Genomic DNA, 19,412 nt, shown 5'->3' with positions numbered 1-19,412 from the left:
CTCCAAACTATGCCGATATTCTTTCCGGGATTAAAATCCCTTAGTTGCACCGCCATTATGGGGAATTTTTTTATGGGATGAATACGTATTGAATTTGTATCATATAGACCGCCGTTCCGCCCCCAATGGAGAGGAGCATCTGGCGAAATCTCAGATGCAGCATCGCCGTCACAAGGATTCCTGCGATCTCCGGCAGCCCGTGTGTGCCGCCAAGGAAGTTTGTATCCTTGAGGCAGTAGACGACGAGCATTCCAAAGACGGCGGCGGGGAGGACGTTGCCGAGGTAGCGGACAATGGGCGGCGTCGGCTTCTTTTCCGAGAGCAGGAGGAAGGGGAGGGCGCGTGTGAGGACACTGGCGAGCGCACAGAGTCCGATGGTGATACACTGCTCGATGAACGTCATGCCGTCCCCCTCCTCTCGATGAAGGGGCGCAGTACAAGGCAGCCAGCGAGGATGATGAACATGGTCGGAAGCATGAACGCATCACGTCCAAAGACTGCGAGCGCAATCCCTGCTGCGGCAAGTCCGAGGATTCCTGTATAGTGCTGCGGGTCGTTCAGCCACTGCTCGATAAAGATGACGACGAAGAGTGCCGTCATCGCGAACTCTATGCCGTCTGTATTGATGGGGAGCTGCGTACCAACCAGTCCGCCGATGGTTGCGCCCGCGACCCAGTAAAGCTGGTTGAGAAGTGTGACAAAGAACATGAACCAGCCTGCGTCGACCCATTGCGGAATTTTTGCCGTATAGTTGATGGAGAAGGACTCGTCACACATGCCATAGATGAGGTAGGGCTTTTTCCAGCCTGTGCCGCGATATTTTTCAAACATGGAGATGCCGTAGAAGATGTGCCGCCCCTGCACCATGAGTGCGAGGAGAAAGGTCTGCATGGGGGCAAAGGGACTGAGGAGGAGTGCTGTCGCAATAAATTCGAGCGAGCCGCCGAAGATGATTGCACTCATCGCCATTGGGTACCAGAACGAGAACCCCGAGACATTCGTATAGATACCGTAGGCAAGCCCGAGGAAGAGGAAACCCGCGAGAATTGGAACCGTATGGGGGAAAGCTGCGCACAGAGCGGCACTGCAAGAGTTGTGCGTGCGCGTCATGCCTTGCTCCAATCGCATTCATCCGTATGTGCAGCGAGTACGCCGATGGCTTGGAGTGTCGAGTAGATGCAGGTTGAGCCGACGAATGCCATGCCGCGCTTTTTGAGATCCTTTGATACGGTGTCCGAGAGCGGTGAGGTTGTGCGCAGTTCACAGCTCTCACGCACGGATTTTCCATCCGTAAAGCTCCAGATATAGCGGTCAAACGAGCCGAATTCCTTCACGATATCGAGAAAGACGCGGCTGTTTCGGATACTCGCCTCAATTTTGCGGCGGTTGCGAACAATCCCTGCGTCCTGCATTAGTTCTTCAACCTTTGCCGCATCGAATGCGGCGACGCGCGCGGGGATAAAGCCCTCGTATGCACGGCGGAAGTTCTCGCGCTTGTGGAGGATTGTCGCCCACGACAGCCCCGCCTGAAATGTTTCGAGAATAAACAGTTCATAGAGTGCATCATCATCGTGGAGCGGCTGTCCCCACTCCTCGTCATGGTATTTCACGTAGATAGGGTCGTCCAATTTGACCCAGCTGCACCGCTTTCGCCCATTTTCCATAAGTTCCCTCCGAACAATAAAAAAGCCGTGTCCGTTTGGACTCCGGCTCATATATCTCTCAAAATGGTCGGGATGACAGGATTCGAACCTGCGGCCTCATCGTCCCGAACGATGCGCTCTACCAAGCTGAGCCACATCCCGACGCTCTGTAGTATTGTAACGACCTTTTCCGAGTTTGTCAAGCACTATAGTCGGGCGGGGCGTATTCTTCGCATTGCTCTGCCAGCTCCCGTGCTTTGCGGTCAGCGGCCTCGTGCAGTCTCGTGAGTGCGGAGAAGGGGGCGAACTGCCCCGCGCGGTCACGCAGAGACATGGGGGGATGTGTCTTTGAGATGGGGCGCGGCAGATGGATGATGTCCGCATAGTCCTCGATGCTTCGCTGCATGGTCTTGTCCTTTCGTTTCTATGCCTTATGCCCGCCAATCTGACTGTTGCGCAGACGCGTCGTTGCACCGTCGAGGAGGTTTGCTCCGCGCAGAATGGCGTTCTTCCCATACGTTTTTTTGATGGCAAGGATTGCCTCCTGCAATGCCTTTTCCTTGCTTCGTGCAGCAATTTCCTGCGGGGTAAGAACGATCTGCGACGTTTCCTCAGGCGAAAAGAGATTCAGCTGTTCGGCGGCGGAGGTGTGCTGCTCCTCTGTCATCAGGTTCTGTGCGGAGACGGTGATGCGGCGTATGAGAAGGGCGGGATTTACAATTTTGTCATAGAGTTCTGTCAGCGCGGTCATAAATGCTTGTGTTTCTGCGCCGCGCTCGATGAGAGCCCTTCCATGGGATGGATACGGTACCTGCCGCCCATAGCGATCCGTGTGGATCCGTCCGTGATAGAGGGCGCGGATCTCGGGGCGGGTCAGACACTCGATGTCATAGCCTATGGTCAGTTCGAGACGATCACTCGTCAGTCTCTTTTCGGCAAGGTCGATGGAGAGGGAATCTGCCATCTCCCAGACGACGAGACGTGCCTTCTGCGCTGTATATGGTGTTTGAAGTACCTGTGCCCTGTGGATGCTGCGTGATTTCGGGCGGTAGCTTTTGATGTCCTCCATGCGCGTGCTTTCATAGCCCCACGCATGATCGATCAGCAGCTCTGCCTGTATGCCAAAGAGACGATAGAGTAAATCTTCGTTGTGTCGTGCATTTGTACCTCCGAGCGAGCAGCGCGCAATGTCACCCATCGTATAGAGTCCGTTTTCCTCAAGCTTTCGCTCGTAGCCTCTGCCAACGCGCCAAAAATCCGTGAGCGGGCGATGCGTCCAGAGTCGTCTGCGATAGCTCATCTCGTCCAGCTGCGCGATGCGCACGCCGGCTACGTCGGGCTTGATATGCTTCGCGACAATATCCATTGCGACCTTTGCAAGGTAGAGGTTTGAGCCGATGCCCGCCGTTGCTGTGATACCGGTCTCGCGCAGCACCTCTCGGATGAGCTGCATGGCAAAGTCATGCGCCGAGATGTTCCACGTATAGAGGTAGCTCGTCGCGTCGATAAATACCTCGTCGATGGAGTAGATATGGATATCCTCGGGGCAAATATGACGCAGATAGATCTCGTAGATTCGTATGCTGTACTCCATGTAGAGTGCCATGCGTGGTGGTGCGACATGGTAGGCAATCCCGAGTTCCGGGTGCGCTGCCAGTTCGGTGGCATCCGTGGTCTCGCCCACGAGCGTACGCTGCGGAGCGCGGTACTTGCGCCGCGCATTCGCCTGCTCCACGGCACGGATGACCTCGAAGAGGCGCGGGCGTCCGCCGATGCCGTGTGCCTTGAGTGCAGGGGAGACGGCAAGGCAGATGGTCTTGCTCGTGCGGCTTTCGTCCGCAACGACGAGATGTGTGGTCAGCGGATTGAGTCCGCGTTCCATACATTCGACCGAGGCGAAGAATGCCTTGAGGTCGATGGCGATATATGTGCGCTCCTTCATGTTCATCCCTCCTGTTATAGTATAGCACATTTGTTTGTGTTCTGTAAATAAAAGGAAAAAGGGGAAGGGCGTCGAATCATCTTTAAAGAAGAAAAGGAGCGAAAATCTATGAAGATTATTGTCACGGGCGGCGCGGGATTTATCGGCGCAAATTTTGTCTACTACGAACTGCGTGAGCATCCGGAGGATCGTATCATCTGCTATGATGCGCTGACCTATGCGGGGAATCTGGCGACACTCGATGCGGCACAGAAGAATCCGCAGTTCTCGTTTGTGCGCGGTGACATTGCGGACCGCGCGGCGGTCTATGCACTCTTTGAACGTGAGCAGCCGGATATTGTGGTGAACTTTGCGGCGGAGTCCCATGTGGATCGCTCCATCGAAAATCCGGAGATCTTTCTGCAGACGAATGTCATTGGGACGAGCGTGCTGCTGGATGCCTGCCGCAAGTACGGCATCAAACGCTATCATCAGGTATCGACCGATGAGGTCTACGGTGATCTGCCGCTTGACCGTCCGGATCTCCTCTTTACGGAGGAAACACCCCTCCACGCATCGAGTCCCTATTCCTCATCGAAGGCGTCCGCCGATCTCATTGTGCAGGCGTATGCGCGCACCTACGGCGTGCCCGTGACGATCTCGCGCTGCTCGAACAACTACGGTGCGTATCAGTTCCCCGAGAAGCTTATCCCGCTCATGATGATCCGCGCGATGCAGGGGGAGAAGCTGCCCGTCTACGGCGATGGGCTGAATGTGCGCGACTGGCTGCACGTTGACGACCACTGTAGTGCCATCGACGCAATCATGCGGCGCGGCGCGGAGGGGGAGGTCTACAATGTCGGTGGGCACAATGAGCGGTCAAACATCGAGGTCGTCCGTACGATTCTAAAGGCACTCGGCAAAGGGGAGGAGCAGATCGCCTACGTCACCGACCGCAAGGGGCATGACCGCCGCTATGCGATTGACCCGACGAAGATTGGTCGCACGCTCGGCTGGCAGCCTACGACGAAGTTCGACGACGGCATTCAGGCGACGATCGCATGGTATCAGGCACACGAACCATGGTGGGCAGACATTTTGAGCGGGGCGTATGAGAAACGCAATGCAGAGGGGTGAGGGACGCAATCGGCGCACCTGTGCACCGAAAATTCAGCCTTGACAATGCACGCGCTTTTCGCTATACTACCCTTTGTCAGCGCGAAATGCGCGGGGGCATAGCTCAGCTGGGAGAGCGCTTGCATGGCATGCAAGAGGTCAGGGGTTCGATCCCCCTTGTCTCCACCATATTGAATTTCAGCGGATGTAAGAGCAGGTTTTACATCCGTTTTTTTGTGCGTAAATGAGCACAGCAAAAAACCGTATCGCAGCACGCGATACGGTTATCTTCAATGGTGCGCCTGGGGGGATTCGAACCCTCGACCCACGGCTTAGAAGGCCGTTGCTCTATCCAACTGAGCTACAGGTGCAATGGTCGGGATGACAGGATTCGAACCTGCGACCCTCTGGTCCCAAACCAGATGCGCTACCAAACTGCGCTACATCCCGATACCGCACTATTATAATGAGCGCAGCGGGAAAAGTCAATATTGCGGGGCGGCTGCGGCAAAATATTTGCCGAGCGGCATAGTGTGCGGTCTCTGTGCATGAAAATGTTCGAGAATCCAATCCGTCCGCGGAGATTCTATATGAGCGGCGGGATTCCCGAGAGGATCAAAGATCTCAAAGGGGACGGCTCCGTCCGGCCGGAACTCCGTGATTGATTTTTTCGTATAGCGGAGCTTTGACTTTTCGTTCTCTGCCGCATAGTCAATCGCCGGCAGCGGCAGATGGATCAAAGAGCATACGGTAACCTCATAGAGTCCTGACTCTTTGTTTTCAAGTACGAGGTTCAAATCGCCAAGGTCGCTGTAGAACATGAGGTATTCGGCAACGTATTTCGGATAGCCGTCGACCGGAATCCCATTGAGGGATTTGATGACATCGCCCGGTGTAACTGACGCGAGTTCCGGATGCCGCTTCGTATCAACGGTGTCAATGATCCATTTTTGTTTCTCAGCGTGTCCTCTCAGTGTAAAGCCGTAGTACTTTGTCGGATAGAGATCCGCGTAGACTGCCTGCGTGATGTATCCAATCGTGTCGAGCGGGTGAATGCCGCTCGACATGGGCTCCCAGTAGTCCCAATTCACCCATGTTCCCGCAGGTTCTTCTCGGAATGTTACATAGTGTACCTCTGCTATGGACAAGGGCGGATGCAAGGCGAATGAGGGGAGGTTTCCCACATCGGAAAAGACATATTTATTCGACGTTTTGGCGCGCCCGCTGTCATAATGCGCGTTCGAGCGGTAGGCGATGGCATCGCGCAGCTCTTTTGCCGGCATCCCCGGATAGAAGACGCTGTACTTTGGTCCGTACGCATTGCATTCCTCGATGGGCAGCGTGAGCCAATGCGGAATACGTTTTACGAGAGGAGAGATCTCATCACGGCTTGCCTTGCCGTTCGGGGAATGATAGAAGTATGCGTTTACCTTCCCTTTCTTTGCTGCCTCCTCAAGTGCTGCCCAACGGGAGAGATCGCCGGCGCGATACCAATAGTCGGTATAGTCCTTGGATGGGATGGTTTTGAGCTCCGCTGCAGGGACAGCCGTCAATTCAAATGCCGTGTCCTCTTTCGTGCCGATGGTGAGGCGCGGCACTGTTCCGTCGCTGCCGTGCTCAACCTGCACATGAAAAAGATATTCGACGTTGCCGTTCGTATGGATTTCGTGCAGTTCATAGGAACTATATAAATAGGGGATGGAACGCAGAAATTTCGTTTGCACATCACCTTGTTTCACAACGCCCCATGTTTCCATGGTTGGAGGACGTTGGACTTCAATGCGGCGTGTCTGCGGTTCTTTCCAGTCTACATGATAGGGATCTGTCTGCTGCTCCTCTGCACATACCGTTGCCGAAGCTGCAGCAGAAACAAGGAGAACAACGACAGCGAGGCGGAAAAAAAGCTGTGTCATATGAACCCGACCCTTCCTTTGTCTCCCGTTTACTTTACAATATGCTTGCCGCCGAGAAAACGCGGCTTCCAGTAGTCGTTCGTGAGTGCGTCGACACGTACGCCCTTGCTCGTGGAGGCATGGATGAACTCGCCCTTGCCGAGGTAGATGCCGCAGTGGGACGCGCCCTTTTCATAGGTTTCAAAAAATACGAGATCTCCGGGCACGAGTTCCTTTGTACTCTTTGTCCGAAGTCCGAGCTTGTACTGCTCGTCGGCCGTGCGCGGGATTGTAATCCCATGCTTCTGGAAGACGTATTGCAGGTAGCCCGAGCAGTCAAAGCCCTTCGGTGTCGCACCGCCGAAAATGTATGGCGTGCCCATGTAGGACTTCGCCGTTTTGATCACATCGGATACCTTGCTTGCGGGCAGAATGGTCGTTCCGTTTGGTGCAAGCGGGAAATTTTTTTCGGCGGGAGGTGCAGGCACATCAATGCCCCATGGGCGCTTTGCCGGCGCATTTTTGAGGGCGTGCCATGTGGCACTGTTGACGACACCCGTGATCTTGATCTTGTTGTCGCGCTGGAATTCGGCAACGGCACGCTCCGTATCCTTGCCAAAGATGCCGTCCGTGCTCTTGACATTGTAGCCTGCACTTTGAAGTGCCTGCTGCAGGACGAGCACCTCATGCCCGTGGGATCCCTCACGCAGCGTGGGGGAGGCGAATGCGGTGCTGACGGCAAACAGCAGGGCAATACCGGTGCAGAGGACGATGCGGTATTTCATGAGACAACTTCCTTTCGTGGAGCTAGGGAAGCACTGATAACTTCAGCCACGCCATCTTGACGCATCTTTTTTGCCCATACTGTGCCCTAGAATCCTCCACATAGCCCTGCTATGTGGAGGATTTGCCTCCTTGTTCGGACGAAAAAATCTACGTCAATCTGAGGGTCTATTTTATCAGCGATTCCCTATGTGTGCTGAACGTGTTCGAGTCCCTGTCCCAGCAGCTTCAGGACATGATCGTCGTCAATGGAGTAGAGCACTTCCTTGCCGTCGCGGTGAAATTTTACGAGACGGGCGGTGCGGAGAACACGGAGCTGATGAGAGATGGCGGACTGCCCCATCATGAGGCTGTCCGCGATGTCGTAGACACGCAGCTCCTCCGCCGCAGCGAGCAGCGCGAGGATCTTGATGCGGGTAGGATCGCCGAGGATCTTAAAGAGGTCGGCAAGATGCTGTGCCGTATCCTGATCGATACATTTCAGTGGGGCGGCAGTCATGCGTGGGTGTCCTTTCTAGTAAATCTTCGTAATCTCAAATCCGTTCGCTGCGAGGGCGGCGACAATGTGATTGATATGTTCCTGCCCATGCGTCTCAACGGTGACGGTGAGCTGCACCTTCTGGAAGCTGTCCGTTACCATCGTCTGATCGTGATCGAGGCGAATGACGTTTGCATCCTGCTCGGTCAGGATCTGAGCGACGGTGAGCAGCTGACCCGGCTTGTCGGGAAGCTGGACGGAGAAGCGGAATACTCTGCCGCGCGAGATGAGTGCCTTCGAGATGAGGGCGGAGATGGTGGAGATGTCAATGTTGCCTCCGCTTATTAGGGCAGCAACTTTTTTATCCTTCATGCGCAGCTTGCTGAGTGCCGCGAGCGAGAGAACCCCCGCACCCTCGGCAATGAGTTTGTGCTTTTCAATGAGGGAGAGCAGGGCGCTCATGATCTCCATCTCGGAGACGGTGATGATCTCATCGAGATAGCGGCGGCAGAATTCGAGTGTCAGATTTCCGGCGGTGCGTACGGCACAGCCGTCGGCAACCGTGTCGGCAGAGGGGAGGGTGATCGTGCGTCCGCAGGAGAGTGCCGCCTTCATGCAGGCAGCATTTTCCGGCTCCACACCGATGACCTTTACCTGCGGATTGACGAGCTTCACCGCGAGTGCAATGCCCGAGGCAAGACCGCCGCCGCCGATGGGGACGAGAATGGCATCTATGTCCTTGAGCGCGTCGATGATCTCAAGCGCGATGGTGCCCTGTCCGACGAGTACATCACGGTCATTGAACGGGTGGATGTAGACGTAGCCTTTTTCCTTTTGCAGCTTGAGACTGTGCGCGTAGGCATCGTCGAATCCGTTGCCGTGGAGGATCACTGTCGCACCGAGTGCGCGTGTCGCCTCGACTTTGAGGATCGGGGTCGTGGCGGGCATACAGATTACGGCGTTTACACCGAGTTTCTGCGAAGCATAAGCAACGCCCTGCGCGTGGTTGCCCGCAGAGGCGGTAATGACGCCGCGCGCCTTTTCCTCTTCCGTGAGCATGGAGATGCGGTTGTATGCACCGCGCAGCTTGAACGCACCCGTTGTTTGCAGATTTTCAAGCTTTAGATAGACCTCGTTGCCTGCGTTGTCGGAGAAGAATTCACTGTATGTCAGTGGAGTCTTTCGCACAATGCCTTCGAGCCTCTTGGCTGCGGCATATAGATCCGAGATGCCCGTCGCCGCAACAATTTCCTCATCTGTTGGCACTCTTTGCTCTTCTCCCATAAATATTGCCTCCCCAAATCCACTTATGTAGAGTCAGTCTATCATTTTCGGTGGGGCACGTCAATTTATTTTCGTCCGCATGAATAATCGTCGGAATAAAGAAGGAGTTTGACAGAATTTCGCGAATAAATAAATCAAACAAGGCGGGACGGGAGGTGTGGAGGTGTGCAATGGAACAACATCTGAAATACGCACGCATCCTTGTCCCTGTGGACGGATCGCAGGAGTCCCTGCGCGCTGTCCGCGTGGCAGGTGAATTTGCGCACGCCGTACATTCAACTGTGTACTTGCTCTATGTGTCTCCGTTTGACAAGAGTACGGACGAGGGAGATGTGTCGTGGCTGCCCGCGAGTATTGTGCGTCCGGCAGCGGAGGAAGCACACGAGATCTTTGCTGCTGCCCTTGCATGGCTGCCCGACGAGGTACCGCGTGAACGCGCACATCGTGCGGGGACACCGGCCGATGAGATCCTGCGCTTCATTGACGAGATGAGCATTGGTCTTGTTGTCATCGGTGGACGCAAGCGCTCCCGCGTGAGCGGCTTTCTGCTTGGAAGTGTTACGCAGACCGTTTTGGAGCACGCGCATTCCAGCGTCATGATTGCAGGGGGCGCGGAGTAGTTATTGATATGGTTTATGTTCTGTAAAGTGAGGAGGAACTGCCATGATGAAGAATTTTTTAGTGCCGGTGGATGGCTCCGAGGGAGCTGACCGCGCCATTGAAAAAGCTGCCACGCTCGCGCAGGTCTGCGGAGCGAAGCTGAATTTTCTCTATGTCGCGAATATCAACCAGCTTGCGATCAATGCCGTGCTCTCGGATGCGATTCTGGACTCCGTGACGAAGGCGGGGAACGTTATCCTTGACCGTGCGCTTGAGATGGTACCGGCAGGGGTTGAGAAGGAGTCGTTCTCGGATACGGGCTCGCCTGCGGTGGTCATTCTCGACTTTGCGGAATCGAATGACATTGATCTCATTGTCATGGGCAGTCGTGGTCTTGGTGTCGTCAAGGGGGTTCTGCTTGGCAGCGTCAGCCAGTACGTTGTGGAGCAGTCGAAATGCCCTGTGCTCGTGGTCAAATAAGGGGTACATAATTTCGTTGGAAAGGAGCTGCTGCGGGAATACCGCCGCAGCTCTTTGACGTGTGTGGATGCGGGAGGGAGAAGAGGGTATGGGGGATCGGCGCTTTGCGCGGACGGAGATGCTCGTAGGACGAGATGCGGTGGAGCGCCTTGCCGCTTCCTCGGTGGCGGTGTTTGGCATCGGCGGTGTCGGTTCGTATGCAGTGGAGGCTCTCGCCCGTGCGGGTGTCGGCAGGCTGACACTCGTGGATCATGATGTGATTGACGTGACGAATATCAACCGGCAGATCCACGCGCTCAGTGAGACGGTAGGTGCGCCGAAGACGCAGACAATGGCGCAGCGCGTTCACTCCATCAACCCTGTGTGCGAGGTGCGTGAGATTCGTGCATTCTATCAGCCCGAGGAGGCACACACTTTCTTCCCCGAGCGTTATGACTACGTGTTGGATGCCGTAGACACCGTGACCGCAAAGATCGACCTTGCCGTGCAGTGCCATCGGCGCGGGATTCCCATGATTGCGAGCATGGGGGCGGCGAATAAGCTCGACCCGACACTTTTCGAGGTCATGGACATCTATCGCACGAAGGGCGATCCGCTTGCGCGCATCCTGCGGAAGAAACTCAAGGAGCATGGCGTTCTGCGGCTCAAGGTTGTCTGCTCGCGTGAACGTCCGCGTACCCCTGTGACAGGAGAGGAACAGCCTGTCGCAGGACGAAACACCGTCCCTGCAAGTATTTCCTTTGTGCCGTCGGCGGTAGGCCTCATTATGGCAGGCACCGTCGTCCGCGATCTGCTGAACATTCGAGTGGAGGTGTCGTCATGAGAGTATCTGTCCTCGGCTGCGGGCGTTGGGGCTCGTTTCATGCGTGGTATGCACATCGCGTGGGGCATACGGTTACGCTCTGGGGGCGTAGGGGTTCGGGGCATCTTGCCGAGCTGTGTGCCACGCGGGCAAATGAATTTTTGACGCTGTCCGATGAGATCCTCTTGACGGATGATCTTGCGGCAGCGATCCGTACAGCGGAGATTGTCATTATCTCCATTCACGCACAGGCACTGCGCTCGTTCCTCTGTGATCTGCGTGCGCAGGGGCTTGGAGAGGAGCTGGCGAAAAAGCAGGTCATTCTCTGCATGAAGGGGCTTGAGATCGGCACGGGGAAACGCCTTACGACCGTGGTGCATGAGGAACTGGGGGCGGCGGTACAGCCCGCCGTCTGGGTCGGTCCCGGGCATGTGCAGGACTTTGTACGCGACATTCCGAACTGCATGGTGCTCGCGGGTGAGGACAGGGCGGCGCTGCGCGTGCTTGTCGATGCACTCGGAAGCCCTCTGATTCGCTTTTATTATGGAGAGGATCTTCTCGGGACGGAGGTCGGCGCGGCGGCAAAGAACGTCGTGGGGCTTGCGGCTGGTATGCTCGATGGACTCGGCTACGGCAGCCTCAAGGGGGCCCTCATGGCACGCGGCACGCGTGAACTCGTGCGGCTCGTACGCGCCATGGGCGGGGATGGGGAAACCATCTATGGGCTGTCCCATCTTGGCGACTACGAGGCGACACTCTTCTCTCCGCACAGCAACAACCGCCGCTATGGTGAGGCGGTTGTGCGCGGTACGGCGGGAGATTTTCACAAGATCGCCGAGGGCGTGTATACGGCAGAGGCTCTGATGGCGCTCTCAACGGAGTACGGTGTCGATCTGCCCATCTCCGCGACTGTTTACGAGATCGTCACACAGGGGAAAGATCCGCGCGCGCAGCTCACGCAGCTTTTCCTGCGTGCAACCAAGAGTGAGAAGGAATAGGGGACGTATGAGCAAGCGAAAGCATATTGATGTGGTCGCAGGAGCAATCCTGCGGGATGGCAAGGTCTTCGGGGCTTGTCGTGGGTACGGGAACTATGCCGGCACATGGGAGTTTGCCGGCGGCAAGGTCGAGCCGGGCGAGACGGACGAGGAGGCGCTTGCGCGTGAGATTCGCGAGGAGCTGGGCGTTGAGATCGCCGTGGAGCGTCTGCTTGGGATCGTCGACCACGACTATCCGGAGTATCACATGAACATGCGCCTCTACGTATGCCGTCACATTGCGGGCGAGCCGCAGCTCTCTGTGCACTCGGAGGGGCGCTGGCTCGGGCGTGCCGACCTCTACAGTGTGCCGTGGTTCGAGGCGGACATGGAACTCATCCGAAAGCTCGAAGCGGATCTTCGCTAGCGTTGACAAATCTGCCGCAGAAATGCTATAATACGTCACAGCCTAACCCATGCCGAAGTGGCGGAATTGGCAGACGCAGCAGACTCAAAATCTGCCGTTGTGTGAGCAACGTGCCGGTTCGACCCCGGCCTTCGGCACCATAGCAGACACTGCCCGCAGGGCATTTTCCCTAAGAGTGAACGCGATACTCTTAGGGATTTTTTGACAGTATACGGGAATTTTCCTATGTGGTGATTTATTACTCGTGCATGGGTTGACAGCTTCCATGGAAGCGCGTATATTATACAACAATAATTTTGGAACGGATACAGAAAGGAAGGGTTCCCTTGGCGCATTATTACACCGAGCCATCGCACACATTTGGAGAGTATTTGCTCATTCCGGGCTATTCTTCGGCGGAGTGCTTCCCCGCGAATGTCTCACTGCGTACGCCGCTGGTCAAATATCATCGCGATGAAGAGCCGGCACTCACGATGAACATTCCCATGACCTCCGCGATCATGCAGGCGGTCTCGAACGACACAATGGCGATTGCCCTTGCAAAGCAGGGCGGCATTTCCTTTATCTATGGCTCCCAGTCCATTGAGGAGGAGGCCGCAATGGTCTCCCGCGTGAAAAACTACAAGTCGGGATTCGTCAGCAGTGACTCGAACATCAGCCCGGACACTACGCTCGGCGGTGTGCTTGACCTTCTCGCAAAGACGGGGCACTCCACGATGGCGGTCACGGAGGACGGGGCGGCGAACGGCAAGCTCGTCGGCATCGTGACGAGCCGCGACTACCGTGTCTCGCGGATGTCACTCGATACGAAGGTCGCGACCTTTATGACACCGTTTGAGAAACTCGTCTGGGCGGATGCGGACTCCACCACCCTCACACAGGCGAACGATCTGATCTGGGAGCGCAAGCTGAATATGCTGCCGCTCATTGACAAGAATCAGCGTCTGCGCTACATGGTGTTCCGCAAGGACTACACCGACAACAAGGAAAACGAGCTGGAGCTGACCGACGACAACAAGAGCTACATCGTCGGTGCGGGTATCAATACGCGTGACTACGCTGAGCGCGTCCCTGCGCTTCTCGCGGCGGGCGTAGATGTCCTCTGTATTGACTCCTCTGAGGGCTTCTCCGAGTGGCAGCGTCTGACGATCCAGCATATCCGTGAGGAGTTCGGCGACACGGTCAAGGTCGGTGCGGGCAACATTGTCGATGGCGAGGGCTTCCGCTTCCTTGCGAATGCGGGGGCAGACTTCATCAAGGTCGGCATCGGCGGCGGCTCCATCTGCATCACGCGCGAGACGAAGGGCATCGGACGCGGACAGGCGACCGCACTCATCGACGTATGTGCCGAACGCGACAAGTATTTCAAGGAAACGGGGATCTACATCCCTATTTGCTCCGACGGCGGCATTGTCTACGACTATCACATGACACTCGCACTCGCGATGGGCGCGGACTTCCTCATGCTCGGGCGCTACTTCTCGCGCTTCGACGAGAGCCCGACGGATCGCGTCATGGTGAACGGTACGTACTACAAGGAGTACTGGGGCGAGGGCTCGAACCGCGCACGCAACTGGCAGCGCTACGATCTCGGCGGCAGCAAGAAGCTGTCCTTCGAGGAGGGCGTGGACTCCTATGTGCCCTATGCGGGCCCTCTGAAGGAGAACGTCGAGACGACCCTCTCCAAGATCCGCTCCACCATGTGCAACTGCGGCGCACTCAACCTTTCCGAATTCCGCGAAAAGGCGAAGCTCACCCTCGTCTCCTCAACCAGTATTGTCGAGGGCGGCGCGCACGATGTTATCCTGCGCGACAAGCTCGGACGGGACTAAAACGAAAAAAAGAATAGATACAACAAAGCCTTCTCTGGCGAACGCGTGCGGAGAAGGTTTTTTGTTTTTGTTTAGCTGTTCAACTTCATTTTACAACGAACCAGAATTTATTGAGGTGGACGGGAAAAAGATACATAAAAAATAGAGGAGCACTTTGATAAGGAATGCTCCTCTTACATATTAAATTTTAGGAACTCAGATTTCGCAGATAAATAATGTGTTACACTCCTTGAAACAGCTACCTTGCGGTCAAAAAATTATCCTTTCGCGTTTGGGTGAGCGGATACCTTTATGTCCGCGATCATCCGATTTTGGACTGAGCTGTCGAAGATGACAGCCTCCACCCGACGGCTGTTCTGCGCGAAGCGATGAAGTCGGCATAGATGCCATCCTCGGCGATCAGTTCTTCGTGTGTTCCGCGCTGAACGATCCTGCCGTCTGCTACAACGAGGATCTGCGCGGCGTTTCGAACCGTGTTCAGCCGATGGGCGATCATGATGACGGTCTTGTCCTGCGTCAGTGCTTCGATTGCCTGCTGCAGCCGATCTTCGTTCTCTGGATCGACGTTCGCCGTCGCCTCGTCAAAGATGATGATGGGCGCGTCCTTGAGAATGGCACGGGCGATGGAGATGCGCTGTTTTTCGCCGCCCGAAAGGTTTGCGCCACCCTCGCCGACCATTGTTTCATACCCGTTCGGCAGTCTCGTGATAAAATCATGACACGCTGCCTTTTTTGCTGCCGCAATGACCTCTGCGCGGCTCGCCTGCGGCCGTCCAAAACGAATGTTGTTTTCGATGGTGTCGTGGAAGAGGTAGACGCGCTGAAAGACAATGCTGATCTGTGCCATCAGGGACGCAAGCGTGTATTCCTTGACATTGTGCCCGCCGATGGTAATTGTGCCGGCATCGACATCCCAGAACCGCGCAATGAGATGGCACAGCGTCGTCTTGCCGGAACCGCTCGGTCCGACAATCGCCGTCAGACTGTGTTCGGGGATCTCTGCAGAAATGTCGCAGAGGATCGGTCTTTCTCCGTAGGAAAAGGATATGCGGTCAAATGTGATATCATGATGCGTGGGGACAATATCTCTGCCGCTTTCATCGAGCTGTGGAATGGCATCTGTTTCGTTTGCCTCGTCGATGGAGGCGCATACGACACGGAGCAGAGAGAGCGCACTGCCCGCAGATTCGAGCTGCTGATAGGCGATGAAGGAGAAGACAATGCACATAATCACATCGAGCAGGGACATTGTTCCTGTGCAATGTGCATAGAGTGCGGCGGCGATGATCAGGATGCTGAAAAAACGCAGGGTGAGTTCCTGTGCAGCCACGTATGGGGTAAAGAGACGCTCCATCGAAAGGTTGGCTCGCTCGCTTTCGGCAAGCGCATCGCGCACCTGTCTATCGCCCTTGCCCGTGAGGTTGAATGCCTTGATGACGTGCATTCCGTGCAGCTGCTCAAGTACAGCCTCGACAAGCGATGCCTGTGCCGCCTGCCGTTTCGGTGCGAGCATGCGGGATTTTTCCTCCATGGTCGCTGTGACCCATAGATAGAGGGCGATGCCGACAATGAAGACGGCGCCGATGCGCCCATCGAAGACAAAGACCATCGGGATGAGGATGAGGGTATTCAGGAAGCCGGTCAGCGTGTTGACGAGAACCATGGAGGCAGTTTCCTCCACATCGCCCAGAACAGTTGTTGCGATGCCCGTGATCCGTCCGAGGCTGCTCTCGTTAAAATAGCCCATCGGGACGCGCTTGAGACGCTCTCCGATGGCGATGCGCTTGTTCGCCGCCATGAAGTAGCCCGCATGGACGCGCTGCAGTTGTGAGATATACTCGACTACGGATCTACCGAGGATGCTGACGGCGAGGATTACGAGTGCCTGCATCGCCGTATCCATGCCGTCCGCGTGCTCCATGAGTCCCTTCAGGACGACATAGAGTGCTGCAATTTGCAGGGCGTGGAATATGGCGTAGAGCACACCGAGCAGCACTGAGCGGTTGAGATTTTTTCGCTCGCTGCCCGCGAACGCCCAGATTTTTTTGAGTGCGTCAATCATTTGCATCACCGTCCTTTGCACTGATGTGTGCCTGCCACATGCTGCGGTATTCCGTGCAGTCCGAAAGGAGTTGTGCGTGCGTTCCCGATGCTGCGACCGTGCCGCCCGCGATGAGAAAGATCGTATCCGCATCGGTGATGGTAGAGAGACGGTGCGCGATGATGATGACCGTCTTCCCGGCGATCAGCTGTGCGACAGCGCGCTGGATGACGGCCTCGTTCTCCGGGTCAATGTACGCCGTTGCCTCATCGAGGATGACAATGGGGGCGTCTTTCAACATCGCGCGTGCGATCGCGATGCGCTGGCGCTCGCCGCCCGAGAGATGGCTGCCGCCGCTGCCGACAAAGGTATCGTAGCCTTGCTCTAGCTTCTGAATAAACTTCGCACAGCCCGAACGCTCTGCCGCATGCTCGACTTCGGCATCAGTCGCCGATGTTTTGCCGAGACGGATGTTCTCTCGGATCGTGTCGTCAAAGAGATAGGTATCCTGTGCGACAAAGGAAACCAGATCATAGAGCTGTGTGAGCGGGATATCTTTCAGATCGTGTCCGCCGATGCGGATTGTGCCGTCTTGTACGTCCCAGTATCCAGCGATGAGACGGGCGAGTGTCGATTTCCCGCTGCCGCTTGCGCCGACAAATGCGTTCAGCGTGCCGCTCGGGATCGTGAGACAGATATCGTCTAGGACGTTGTTCGTTCCGTCGTAAGCAAAGGAGACATGCTCAACCGAGATGTCCGTCGTCTCAACGGGAATCGGCGTCGTCGCATGGTGCTGCTCCTCAGCAGAGAGAATGGAATCGACAGCACTGACGGTTGTGCCGACCTTTGCGAGTGCATCGATAAAGGACATTGAGGCGAGCAGCGGACCCGCGATCCCGAGGGAGAGGATGATCGTCTGGATAAAGACATCCATCGGAAGAGTGCCGTCTTGATACCAGAGCCAGCCCACGGGAAGGATCGTAATGAGTGTGGTCGGGGATACCACCTTGCCGATGGACATTGGCAGTTGGCAGTGCAGCATCCATTGATAGTAGTATGAGGCATTTGCGCGAACCTTTTCCGAGAACTTTTCATAGGACGCTGCACCTTGGTTGAATGCCTTGATAACCTCGATGCCGCCGATGTACTCGACAACGGCGGCGTTCATCTCGTCCGTTGTCCGCACCGCCCCTTCGTATTTTTCCTCGTAGTCGCGCATGACGATCGCCATAAAGACCATGCCGACGGGAATCGAGACGAGAGAGAGCAGCGCCATGCGCCAGTCGAGGATGAGCAAATAGATGAAGATGCACAAGGGGCCAAATGTATTTGCTGTCATCTCCGGCCATAGGTGCGCAATCGTGCGCTCCATGCTCTCGACCTGATCGACAATCGTGTGCTTCATCGCACCGCTTGCGTGATCGATCACGGCCCCGAGTGGGAGCTTTGGCAGCTTCTCGATGACGCGCGTGCGGATGTCGCGCAGTACAGCGAATGCCGCGCGATGCGACAGCGCAAGAGCCTGTGCATATAGGATGCTGCGTAGGGCATAGCCGACGAAGGCAGTAAGGCATAGGATGAGATAGAAGCGCGGCTCCACTGCGCCAAAGAGGAGTGCTGTAATCATCTCTGCCGCTGCCCAGTAGGGAACAATCCCCGCGAGTACGCCGAGTGCCGCAAGTGCAATCGCCATGCGTAGCCGCCCATGCTCCGCAGCGGCGAGTTGCCAGAGTCGCCGCATAGGGCTTGTGTTTTCCATAAGAAAACCTCCATAATCAACGCGATTGGATTTTGTTATCAATTATAAGGTGATATGAAATTTGTGGCAAGCGGAAAAATTTGATGATCTCTGTGGATTTTGCGTGGAGGCAGGGATACGGCTGAGGAGAGCGGCGCAGCAGAGCGCAGCCGATGCGGCGCACATCTGAAGGGCGAGACCGTCCACATAGGTGGCGGGCGAGGCGAGAGATGCGCCGTTTCCCATGAGAAACTCACCCGTAAGCACAATCCCGAGTGCACCTGCGAGCTGCTGCCCCGTCGTTAGGATGGCACCGCCAACGCCTGCGTCCTCCATCGGCAGATAGCGCAGGACAATACCCGTTGCAATGGGAATCACTGTGCCGTTGCCGACACCGAGGACAAACAGCGCGAGAATGACGAAGGGAATCGCAGTGGCTCGTCCTGTGATTGTACCAAGCAACACGGCGAGGATGCCCGCGCTGGTACAGACCGTTCCGCAGATCAGTACGCGCGGCGGCGCGAATTTCCGCATGAGTGCAGGACCTGCGGACGAGGCGAGGACGAATCCCGTGCCGACCGCCATAAAGACGAGCCCTGCCGTCTGCGGTGTGAGGTCACAGATATTCTGCAGGTAGAGACCGAGCACGACAAAGAAGGGGACAATGGCGGCGTACAGGCATAGGTTGAGAAAAATTCCGACCGTATAGCCACGATAACGAAAGAGCCGAAGAGGATTTCCGAGATGCTTTTGGTGTGCCTCGTGTGCAGCGTTTGGGCATGCGGGCAGCGACCTGCAGCCAATGCCGGCGATCAGGCAGATCGGCATGTTGGCAAGGAAAATCATACGCCAACCGAGTCCGAGGAAATCCCATGCGGGAATCCAGCCGCCAAGTACCTGCCCCATGATCTGCCCGAGTCCGATGGACACACCGAATGCGGATAGTGCCTGCACACGTGCATTATCTTCGTATGAGACACGAATCAGAGCGAGTACTTGCGGCACCATGACGGCGCCCGAAAGCCCCTGCAGAAGGCGTGCGACAACAAGCTGCAGTGCTGTCTGAGCAGCACCGCAGAGCACCGAGGTCACGGCAAAAAGAAACAGTCCGAGACGATAGATACGCCGCCGTCCGAAACGGTCGCCGAGGTGTCCACCGACCATCAGCCCCGCCCCATAGACGAGCGCGTATCCGCTCATAATGCCCTCGAATTCTGCAGCCGACGGATGTAAGGAGGAAATGATGGCGGGGGCGGCGACATTGATAACGAACTGGTCGAAGATGGACAGAAACGAGCCGACCAGGATAAAGGGCAGGATATAAAGTGAGGCGGATATCGCTGTGCACGTTGAAGTAACGTTGTTTTTCATCTCCACTGGCATCCCCTTTGTGATATA

Annotated in this window: 19 protein-coding genes and 5 tRNA genes; 9 read left to right on the top strand and 15 right to left on the bottom strand. The window is 56.1% G+C overall.

Annotated elements, in window-relative coordinates; genetic code table 11:
- Window positions 1-70: 70 nt before the first annotated feature.
- From C8273_RS06895 to C8273_RS06870, 6 genes are all read right to left on the bottom strand, one after another.
- Window positions 71-403, bottom strand: coding sequence for a branched-chain amino acid transporter permease (locus tag C8273_RS06895; protein ID WP_106627012.1), 333 nt, complete (start codon window positions 401-403; stop codon window positions 71-73).
- Window positions 400-1,128: an AzlC family ABC transporter permease gene (locus tag C8273_RS06890; RefSeq protein ID WP_234343931.1), complete on the bottom strand. Its 729-nt coding sequence runs from the start codon at window positions 1,126-1,128 to the stop codon at window positions 400-402. The genes C8273_RS06895 and C8273_RS06890 overlap by 4 nt, the downstream gene beginning before the upstream one ends.
- On the bottom strand, window positions 1,107-1,664 hold the full coding sequence (locus C8273_RS06885; RefSeq protein WP_106627010.1) for a DNA-3-methyladenine glycosylase I: 558 nt from the start codon (window positions 1,662-1,664) through the stop codon (window positions 1,107-1,109). The genes C8273_RS06890 and C8273_RS06885 overlap by 22 nt, the downstream gene beginning before the upstream one ends.
- A 64-nt stretch (window positions 1,665-1,728) precedes the next feature.
- Window positions 1,729-1,805: transfer RNA gene (locus C8273_RS06880), tRNA-Pro, on the bottom strand.
- Window positions 1,806-1,842: 37 nt separating this feature from the next.
- Window positions 1,843-2,049, bottom strand: a complete 207-nt coding sequence (locus C8273_RS06875) for a hypothetical protein (protein ID WP_106627009.1) — start codon at window positions 2,047-2,049, stop codon at window positions 1,843-1,845.
- Window positions 2,050-2,067: 18 nt separating this feature from the next.
- On the bottom strand, window positions 2,068-3,585 hold the full coding sequence (locus C8273_RS06870) for a Y-family DNA polymerase (RefSeq protein ID WP_106627008.1): 1,518 nt from the start codon (window positions 3,583-3,585) through the stop codon (window positions 2,068-2,070).
- A gap of 108 nt (window positions 3,586-3,693) precedes the next feature.
- On the opposite strand from C8273_RS06870, the gene rfbB reads away from it, so the two are divergent.
- A complete protein-coding gene (gene rfbB, locus C8273_RS06865; RefSeq protein ID WP_106627007.1) occupies window positions 3,694-4,701 on the top strand; it encodes a dTDP-glucose 4,6-dehydratase in 1,008 nt (335 codons plus the stop codon).
- Window positions 4,702-4,793: 92 nt separating this feature from the next.
- Window positions 4,794-4,869 (top strand) — tRNA-Ala (locus C8273_RS06860).
- 105 nt (window positions 4,870-4,974) lie between these two features.
- Here C8273_RS06860 and C8273_RS06855 read toward each other — a convergent pair.
- The 6 genes from C8273_RS06855 to ilvA form a co-directional block, all read right to left on the bottom strand.
- Window positions 4,975-5,051, bottom strand: a tRNA-Arg gene (locus C8273_RS06855).
- Between the two features lie 2 nt (window positions 5,052-5,053).
- A tRNA-Pro gene (locus C8273_RS06850) sits at window positions 5,054-5,130 on the bottom strand.
- Between the two features lie 35 nt (window positions 5,131-5,165).
- Window positions 5,166-6,593 carry a hypothetical protein gene (locus tag C8273_RS06845; protein ID WP_106627006.1) on the bottom strand — a complete coding sequence of 476 codons (1,428 nt, stop codon included), beginning with the start codon at window positions 6,591-6,593 and terminating at the stop codon, window positions 5,166-5,168.
- Between the two features lie 29 nt (window positions 6,594-6,622).
- Window positions 6,623-7,357 carry a C40 family peptidase gene (locus C8273_RS06840; protein WP_106627005.1) on the bottom strand — a complete coding sequence of 245 codons (735 nt, stop codon included), beginning with the start codon at window positions 7,355-7,357 and terminating at the stop codon, window positions 6,623-6,625.
- A gap of 185 nt (window positions 7,358-7,542) precedes the next feature.
- Window positions 7,543-7,854, bottom strand: a complete 312-nt coding sequence (locus C8273_RS06835; protein ID WP_106627004.1) for an ArsR/SmtB family transcription factor — start codon at window positions 7,852-7,854, stop codon at window positions 7,543-7,545.
- A 15-nt stretch (window positions 7,855-7,869) separates the two neighbouring features.
- A complete protein-coding gene (gene ilvA / locus C8273_RS06830) occupies window positions 7,870-9,117 on the bottom strand; it encodes a threonine ammonia-lyase (protein WP_106627003.1) in 1,248 nt (415 codons plus the stop codon).
- A gap of 170 nt (window positions 9,118-9,287) precedes the next feature.
- Here ilvA and C8273_RS06825 point away from each other — a divergent pair, with 170 nt between their 5' ends.
- The 7 genes from C8273_RS06825 to C8273_RS06795 all read left to right on the top strand — a co-directional run bounded on the left by C8273_RS06825 (window position 9,288) and on the right by C8273_RS06795 (window position 14,235).
- Complete coding sequence (locus C8273_RS06825) at window positions 9,288-9,737, top strand: universal stress protein (RefSeq protein ID WP_106627002.1); 450 nt, start codon at window positions 9,288-9,290, stop codon at window positions 9,735-9,737.
- Window positions 9,738-9,780: 43 nt separating this feature from the next.
- The gene (locus C8273_RS06820) at window positions 9,781-10,197 is read left to right on the top strand and encodes a universal stress protein (RefSeq protein ID WP_106627001.1); all 417 of its coding nucleotides are present in this window, start codon (window positions 9,781-9,783) and stop codon (window positions 10,195-10,197) included.
- Between the two features lie 88 nt (window positions 10,198-10,285).
- Window positions 10,286-11,020 (top strand): tRNA threonylcarbamoyladenosine dehydratase, encoded by a 735-nt coding sequence (locus tag C8273_RS06815; protein ID WP_106627000.1) that lies wholly within the window; start codon window positions 10,286-10,288, stop codon window positions 11,018-11,020.
- A complete protein-coding gene (locus C8273_RS06810; protein WP_106626999.1) occupies window positions 11,017-11,997 on the top strand; it encodes an NAD(P)H-dependent glycerol-3-phosphate dehydrogenase in 981 nt (326 codons plus the stop codon). Before C8273_RS06815 ends, C8273_RS06810 begins: the two co-directional genes overlap by 4 nt.
- 7 nt (window positions 11,998-12,004) lie before the next feature.
- On the top strand, window positions 12,005-12,403 hold the full coding sequence (locus tag C8273_RS06805) for a (deoxy)nucleoside triphosphate pyrophosphohydrolase (RefSeq protein WP_106626998.1): 399 nt from the start codon (window positions 12,005-12,007) through the stop codon (window positions 12,401-12,403).
- A gap of 51 nt (window positions 12,404-12,454) precedes the next feature.
- A tRNA-Leu gene (locus C8273_RS06800) sits at window positions 12,455-12,543 on the top strand.
- Between the two features lie 186 nt (window positions 12,544-12,729).
- Window positions 12,730-14,235, top strand: coding sequence for an IMP dehydrogenase (locus tag C8273_RS06795; RefSeq protein ID WP_106626997.1), 1,506 nt, complete (start codon window positions 12,730-12,732; stop codon window positions 14,233-14,235).
- 301 nt (window positions 14,236-14,536) lie between these two features.
- On the opposite strand, the gene C8273_RS06790 is transcribed toward C8273_RS06795, so the two are convergent.
- Genes C8273_RS06790 through C8273_RS06780 form a run of 3 tightly spaced genes read right to left on the bottom strand, consistent with a single transcriptional unit; the run spans window position 14,537 to window position 19,385 of the window.
- Window positions 14,537-16,303: an ABC transporter ATP-binding protein gene (locus C8273_RS06790; RefSeq protein WP_456114839.1), complete on the bottom strand. Its 1,767-nt coding sequence runs from the start codon at window positions 16,301-16,303 to the stop codon at window positions 14,537-14,539.
- The gene (locus C8273_RS06785; RefSeq protein WP_106626995.1) at window positions 16,290-18,035 is read right to left on the bottom strand and encodes an ABC transporter ATP-binding protein; all 1,746 of its coding nucleotides are present in this window, start codon (window positions 18,033-18,035) and stop codon (window positions 16,290-16,292) included. Before C8273_RS06785 ends, C8273_RS06790 begins: the two co-directional genes overlap by 14 nt.
- Window positions 18,036-18,077: 42 nt before the next feature.
- Window positions 18,078-19,385: an MFS transporter gene (locus C8273_RS06780; protein ID WP_234343928.1), complete on the bottom strand. Its 1,308-nt coding sequence runs from the start codon at window positions 19,383-19,385 to the stop codon at window positions 18,078-18,080.
- Window positions 19,386-19,412 lie beyond the last annotated feature (27 nt).

Origin of the sequence: Candidatus Centipeda massiliensis, assembly GCF_900290285.1 — a bacterium.
In the GTDB taxonomy this organism is placed as follows: domain Bacteria; phylum Bacillota; class Negativicutes; order Selenomonadales; family Selenomonadaceae; genus Centipeda; species Centipeda massiliensis.
This window is presented reverse-complemented; position numbering and strand designations above follow the sequence as displayed.